At 59.5% G+C, this 7,019-nt stretch carries 4 protein-coding genes; 1 reads left to right on the plus strand and 3 read right to left on the minus strand.

Translation table 11 applies throughout. From position 1 onward, the window contains the following. Nucleotides 1–117 precede the first annotated feature (117 nt). The 3 genes from QZ540_RS07760 to QZ540_RS07770 all read right to left on the minus strand — a co-directional run bounded on the left by QZ540_RS07760 (nucleotide 118) and on the right by QZ540_RS07770 (nucleotide 4,748). Nucleotides 118–3,024 (minus strand): FAD-binding and (Fe-S)-binding domain-containing protein, encoded by a 2,907-nt coding sequence (locus QZ540_RS07760; RefSeq protein WP_294628977.1) that lies wholly within the window; start codon nucleotides 3,022–3,024, stop codon nucleotides 118–120. Nucleotides 3,025–3,381: 357 nt separating this feature from the next. Continuing rightward, nucleotides 3,382–4,377 carry a restriction endonuclease gene (locus QZ540_RS07765; RefSeq protein WP_005505835.1) on the minus strand — a complete coding sequence of 332 codons (996 nt, stop codon included), beginning with the start codon at nucleotides 4,375–4,377 and terminating at the stop codon, nucleotides 3,382–3,384. A gap of 140 nt (nucleotides 4,378–4,517) precedes the next feature. Then, nucleotides 4,518–4,748 (minus strand): hypothetical protein, encoded by a 231-nt coding sequence (locus QZ540_RS07770; RefSeq protein WP_141744435.1) that lies wholly within the window; start codon nucleotides 4,746–4,748, stop codon nucleotides 4,518–4,520. Nucleotides 4,749–4,861: 113 nt separating this feature from the next. Here QZ540_RS07770 and QZ540_RS07775 point away from each other — a divergent pair, with 113 nt between their 5' ends. Further along, a complete protein-coding gene (locus tag QZ540_RS07775) occupies nucleotides 4,862–6,544 on the plus strand; it encodes an ion channel (protein WP_294628979.1) in 1,683 nt (560 codons plus the stop codon). Nucleotides 6,545–7,019 lie beyond the last annotated feature (475 nt).

Genomic DNA, 7,019 nt, shown 5'->3' on the forward strand with positions numbered 1-7,019 from the left:
TCCAAATTGTGGGGAAGAGCGCTCAGTATAAAGAAAAATGCAAGGACCCGGCGGGCCATCCACATAAGATAGCCCGTCGGGTCCCTTTCTTTACGCCGTTGCTAGGCGCTCAGCCTTTTAGCGGGTGGTGCGTTCCAGCAGCTGCAGCACGTTCTGGTAGGTGTGGCCGGTCGCCTCGGTCATACCCTGCTCACAGGTACGGTTAGCCGAAATGTATGCGGCGAACTGCTTCTGCTCGCTCAGCTCCGCAGCCTCAGCCTCCGTAGCGCTCGCAGTTAGCTCGGGGTGCAGCATACCGCGGTCACCCGCGTAGCCACAGCAGCCCCAGTGCTTCGGCACGTACACGTCGTCACTCATCGCGTTCGCAATCTTCTCAAACGCGGGCTGAGTGCCCAGGTGAGTCATGGAGCAGGTCGGGTGCAGGGCAACCGACGGCAGGGGAGTAGACACGGTCAGCTTGTCCAGCATGTTGTCGGCGGCGAACTGAACCGCATCGTACAAGCGCAGACGCGAGTAGTCCGGCTCGCCCGGCTGCAGACCGTTCACAATCTTGTGCTCGAGCGCCTCAATAACCTTCTTGCGCATCACCTCAAGACCCTCAGTACAGGACGAAGCGTCACATACGACCGGCAGGCGGCCACCGTCGGTAGCCTCCCACAGGGACTTCAGCACGCGGTCGCTCATAATCGAGTAGCCATCGGTGAAGCCCTTCGACTTCCACGGGGTGGAGCAGCACATCTCGCCAATGTTGTCCGGGATGCGGTACTTCACGCCGGCACGCTCGCACAGGCGGATGAACGCCTGAGTTGCGTTGACCGGGTCGTGCTTGCCGTCGCCGTCCACACCGCCGAACATGGAGTTCACGCAGGCGGGGAAGAACACAATCTCAGCGTTAGCGTCCTTATGCGGCTTACGTGCCGGGCCACCGACGGGCAGGTCCTTCTTGTAGGAAGGAACCATGTCGTCGCCCATGACCTTACGAGCAATATTGGTGGTGCCGTGCACCACGGGGAACGGCAGCTTCTTCGCCACGGTCAGGGCCTTGCCTGCGACCTTGTCCATGATGCCCCACTGCTGTGCGGCGACCTTCCAGCCGGTAGCGGCGAGCTTGTCCTGGTTCTCGGAACGCAGGCGGCGAATCAGGTCACCGGTGTTGATGTTCACGGGGCAGCGGGTCTGGCACATGCCGTCCACTGCGCAGGTGTCGATGCCGTTGTATTCGTACTCCTTGCGCAGACGCTCGGCGAGCTCGTGGTCGCCGTTCATCTCGGCGGCGGCAATCTCACGGCGCATCACGATGCGCTGGCGCGGGGTGAGGGTCAGGTTGCGGGAGGGGCAGACCGGCTCGCAGTAGCCGCACTCCACGCAGCGGTCGACTTCTTCCTCAACGGTCTCAGCGACCTTCAGGTCGGTCACGTAGTCGGTGTCCGGCTCGGTGATTAGCACGCCGGGGTTCATGAAGCCCTTCGGGTCAATCAGGCGCTTGATCTGGCGCATCACGTCGAAGAGTTCCTCACCGAACTGGCGGCTCACGAACGGCGCCATAATACGACCCGTACCGTGCTCAGCCTTCAGTGAGCCATCAGCGGCAAGAATCAGCTGAACCATTTCTTCGGTGAACTCGCGGTAGCGGTCCAGCTGCTTCGGGTCGCGGAACTGCTCGTTCAGCATGAAGTGGATGTTGCCGTCCTTCGCGTGACCGAAAATCACGGAGTCCTTGTAGCCGTGTGCGTCGAACAGCTTGGTCAGGTCGCTACAGGTGTTACCCAGAACCTCAACAGGAACAACCACGTCTTCCAGCAGTGCGTTAGTGCCGGAACGGCGGTTACCCGCCACGGTGGTGTACAGGCCGCGGCGTGCCGCCCACAGGGCGTTACGCTCAGACAGCTTGCTGGTCATCGACACGGGCGACGCCACGGGCAGGCTCTTAAACATGGGTGCCGCAGCGGCAGCCAGGTCGCTCAGCTCCTGCTCGGAGTTGCCCTGGAATTCAACCAGCAGGGCGGCGTGGTCCTTCACGTCGATGGCGGCGAGCGCCTCCGCAGCCTGGCCGGTACGCTGAGCCACACGAATACTGGTGGCGTCCATCAGCTCGACGGTAGCGAGCTTGTTAGCAACCAGTTCGGGCACGGAGCGTGCAGCATCAATCAGGTTGTCGAACACGAGCAGGCCGGTGGAAATGTTCTTCAGAATCGGCAGAGTGCGGTAGGTTGCCGAAGCAACGAAGCCGAGGGTACCTTCCGAACCGATCAGCAGGTGCTGCAGAATGTCCACGGGGGTTTCAAAGTCAACCAGGGAGTTTAGGCCGTAACCCATGGTGTTCTTCATGGAGTACTGCTGGCGAATCTTCGCCATGGATTCGGGGTTCTCAAGCACGCGCTTGCGCAGGCGCAGCAGGCCCTCGTGAAGTTCAGGTTCGAGGGAGCGCAGTTTCTGATCGGCGTCCGGTTCGGCGGTGTCAATGATGGTGCCGCTGGGGAGCACGAACACCATGGAGTCGAGGGTGTTGTACGTGTTGTACTTGGTGCCCGAAGACATACCGGAGGAGTTGTTCGCAACCACACCACCGATGGTGCATGCGGACCAGGATGCCGGGTCGGGGCCGAGCTTGTAGCCGTAGGGTGCCAGGTAGTTGTTGACCATCATGATGGTCGCGCCGGGCTGCACGCGCACCTTCTTGCCGTCTTCAAGGACCTCAATCTTCTTGAAGTGGCGGCGGGTGTCGACCATCAGGCCGTCGCCGCTGGACTGGCCGGACAGGGAGGTGCCGCCGGAGCGGAAGGTCAGCGGCAGACCGAGGTCGCCGGCTGCGCGGAAGATGTTTGCGACGTCTTCGGCGGAGTCGGGGCGGATCAGGCCGGCGGGCACGAGCAGGTAGTGGGATGCGTCGTGCGAGATTGCCAGGCGTTCGAGTTCGGAGACGCTCGATTCGACGGCTTCTGCGCGTGCATCGGAAAGTAGACGATTGAGGGTGTCCGCGTAGGGGGACTTGAGTGCTTCGGACGTATTTGACACGACGGTCATGATCTTGCTTCCTTACTGGTGACAGGTGTGTGAATGCTGTCCTTATTCCAGTATCTTCCTTTGAACGCCGTCTTTTCTGGTTAGTTATGGCTAAGCTTGGCGACTACTTGTCACCATACTGGGGGCTTGTTGTACGCCCGGTATTGGCGTGGTTTTCCCTTGTATTTCTTGGTATCCCGTGGGGTTTTTGCATGATCCTGAAGGAGGCAACTACCCTGCCCGCAGGCCGATTTGGAAATTTTTAGGCACGCCCGCCGAGGGCCGTAACATTCCTGTGGCTAACCAAAAAGGCGGCTAACCCAAAAGAAAGCGTGGGGCAGAAAGCTACATGCTTTCCACCCCACGCTTGTGTAACGTTTAGGCTTCGTCGAAGAAGTCCTCATCAAGCTTCATGATGGTGTACGTGCGTGCCACCTGTACGCCAACACCGTACTTAATCATGAGGCGCGCCAGGTGCTCACCATCAATCAGAACGAGGGAAACTCCGCCACCAAGTTCCTCCGCATAGCCGCGTGCGTCAGACGTATAGGAGCTCGACGTGATGAACACTCCCTGCGTTGCCTTGCCATGCAGTGCGCCCACAAAGCTCTGAAGGGCAGGGCGTCCCACCACATTGTCCTTGGCGTAACGCTTAGCCTGGACATAAATCTTTGAAAGACCCAACGCATCCTGGTCAATGATTCCGTCCACGCCGCCGTCATTGGAAGCCGGAGTAACGGTGCCGCGTCCTGCCGGGCCGCCGTAGCCCATCGCCAACAGAACATCCACCACCAGATGCTCAAAAGCAGTCGGAGACATTGCGCGGACGCGTTCCAAAATATCGTGCGTCAGCGCGGACTCAATCTGAGTGATGCTTTCATCAATGAGTTCCTGCGGGGTGCTATCAGAGACCTCAGAGGGTGCAGTCGTGACGGCAACAGTCTTGGTAGCGGTCTTCGGGGTTTCCTGCGGGTCCTGCTCGGAACTATCAGACTGGGAACGCTCACGCGTGCTGCGGGCGGAACGAACGATATGCGCGACGACATCATCGGGGATGCCCCCAGGATGAGCCTCAATCAGCTTCAAGCCTTCGTCAGAAATAACCTGCTGACCGCGGCGAGGGGAATCAACCGCACCGAACATCTTGAGATAGGTCAAGCCCCAACTAATGCGGTCCACATAGACGGGACGCTTGCCGTTCGGCAGGTAGGGTAGTAGCTGCTCGTCAGAAAGCGGGTAGCGCTCTGCTACAGCGCTATAAATCTCTTTATTGGTGCGGGAGTTGCCGTCAGATAGGTAAGCAAGAATGCTGGGAATGAATTCGTAGAACTTGGGAAGTTCAACCTCAGTGGTATCAGGCGACTGAGCGGTCATCGGTGTATCTCCATTGATTGATAACGGCTGGTTAATAACGGCGGGTAGTCCGTTCTTAATATACCTCTAATACAAAAGATAATCGTTACCAGAGGTGCCTGTTTTCCCTTGTGCAGGCTTTATTAGCGCCGCAGCTGCTCTTAGGCACGCCCGCCGAGGGCCGTAACATTCCAGCTAGCAGTACTATCAGAAGTCACCACACCACAAAATAGGGGAGAACCCGCCGAAGCACGCACCCCCAAATCCTCCACAAACACGCGGCCACCCGCAGGCACACTACGCTCCTTACGATCCACACCCGCACAATACACCGTCATCTTCGCACCCGAACGGTTCTCCACCGCAACCGAACCGCCGCCCGATTTCGACACAGTATCGTGCACAAAACCGCGGTGTAAAGACCGCCGCCCAAAGGTCACAGCACAAGGTCACAGTGCAACGAAATAGAAACGCAAACGCAACGGCGTGGAGTATCATTCACACTATGGATAAGGCAGAACAGAACCAGACAGACAACACGGTAAAGAACGGCACAGCACCCAATACCTCGGGGAATACCTCGGGCAATATTCCGGGGAACAGCCCGGTGGGTGCGTCTGCGCGCCCTGAAACTGTTGCATCTGAAACTACCGCATCTGAAGCCGCCGCTGAGAATACCACGAAGGCTGGTTATACCCAGTCGGCACCGGCAGAATCCAGTGCCGCCAAAACTAGTGCTGCAGCAAGTAGCCCCGCAGAGGCTACCGCCCCCGGCATGGAGGCAGTACAGGTTGATGCCGTGCAGATTGATAGCGCCCGCCTGGACAGCACCCACTCCGTCTACTCCACCGACCTGGACCCCGACGACTACGAAGAGGTCGTCGAAGAATACGCCACCACCGACGCGCCGGACGGTACGCACCGCGAGGAGCGTCGCATCACCCGCACCACGCATCACCCGCACGGCAAGGGCGACCAGAAAGCGGGCACCCAGGGTAACCCCGATGGTGACGCCGAGATTATTGATGTAGGCGAACCTGAAACGCACACCACGACTATCCGCACGGTCACCCGCACCGTCACGGACCCGCCGCGTCGCGCCCCGCGCACCCGCCTGTTCCGCACGCTCAGCAAGTACCGCGGCGAGAAGAACCTGGCGGCGTGGGAGGAACGCTCCTCCACGCCCATGTTCGTGGCGTCCGTACTGTACCTGCTCGCGTTCGCCGCGCCCATCATGAGCACACGCATTCAGGAGCCGTACGACGCGTACCTCAACATCATTCAGATGATCCTGTGGGGCCTATTCGCCGCCGACTACTGCATTCGCCTGTACTTGGCGCCGCGGCGACTCTACTTCATCACGCATAACCTGATGAACCTGGCGATTGTGCTGCTGCCCGCGTGGCGTATTGTCAGCTTCCTCTCCATGATTTATATGACCGCCAACCGCCAATATAAGAGGCTCTCAGAGCTGGCGGTGAAGCTCTTCGGATACACCGCGATCTTCATCATCATGTTTGCCCTGTCGATCTATTCGGTGGAGTCCTCCGAGCCGGGCGCGATGATTCGTGACCTGCCCACCGCCTACTGGTGGATGTTCACGACCCTCGCCACGGTCGGCTACGGAGACGTTTACCCGGTCACCGGTATCGGCAGGGTCATCGCCGTGATCGTCATGGTGTACGGCGGGGGCTTGGTCGCGGTTGCTACCGGTGCGCTCACGAGCTGGATTATCGAAAAGTTTGGTGGCAGGGAGGAGCAGGAGTACCCCGCAACCAAGGCTGACGTGGACGATCTTCGCCAGGAGATTTCTGAGTTGCGTGCCCTGCTGGCTCGTGAGTATGCGCGCCGTGAAGCCCGCGACTACACGTTGCGTGAGGTCGTGGATGAAGACGGTGTGCACCCGGTTCCTTCGGATGCGGAGGCGGCACGCCGCGCCGGTTTCAGCGCCGCCGCGGGCTTTACTGCCCCTGGTACTCCTGGCGCTCCGGGTGCTGCTGCGGCAGCTTCTGCGGAGGCTACCCCGAACACCGCGCCCGGCGCCGCGCGGGCTGGTGAACCTGCCGACTCCTCGGCATCTCATGAGGTTGCGGTGCGCGAGCAGGAGCCGGTCGCCCTGCTGGAGGAGACCCGCCAGACGTTCACGATTATTCGTGAGAAGTTCTCGCTACGTTCCCGCAAGCAGTAGTCCGCTCGCAAATACCCTGCGGACAGTAACCGGGCTGTAGCGGCTCGGTTGCGGTAGCGCAGATAGCAGCGCAGATATAACAGTTCAGTTGAGGCTTGGCGCTCAAACCCACACCGCATACTTATTGAAGCGGTGGGTTTGGGTGCCGAGCCCACGCGAAGGCAAGACGAAGGCAAGAAAATTGCCGCCCACGCCACCGTGCGGGATATTTCGCCTTGTCGAGGCAAAATTAGCCCGTGGAGAGTGCAAATTGGGGCTCGTGTGCGCGAAAAACCCCTCAACTTAAGATCTAATGTGACCAAACTATCTTTTAAAAATGGCCGCCACTGGTGAAACTCCTAGCCAGAGCCTATAAACTATCTACCGTGCCGGTTATCGAACGCCCTGTAGCCTCAATGCGCTACGGGGTGTCGTCGTATCCCCACCTCACTCACGGGGAGGCACCACTCAACTCACAAACTCACTCAAACACATA

The organism is uncultured Rothia sp. (assembly GCF_916049665.1).
GTDB lineage: Bacteria > Actinomycetota > Actinomycetes > Actinomycetales > Micrococcaceae > Rothia.

What these genes read in the sequence shown, in the direction of transcription:
- QZ540_RS07760 (WP_294628977.1), bottom strand. Translation starts at nt 3,024, where the DNA reads ATGACCGTCGTGTCAAATACGTCCGAAGCACTCAAGTCCCCCTACGCG.
- QZ540_RS07765 (WP_005505835.1), bottom strand. Translation starts at nt 4,377, where the DNA reads ATGACCGCTCAGTCGCCTGATACCACTGAGGTTGAACTTCCCAAGTTC.
- QZ540_RS07775 (WP_294628979.1), top strand. Translation starts at nt 4,862, where the DNA reads ATGGATAAGGCAGAACAGAACCAGACAGACAACACGGTAAAGAACGGC.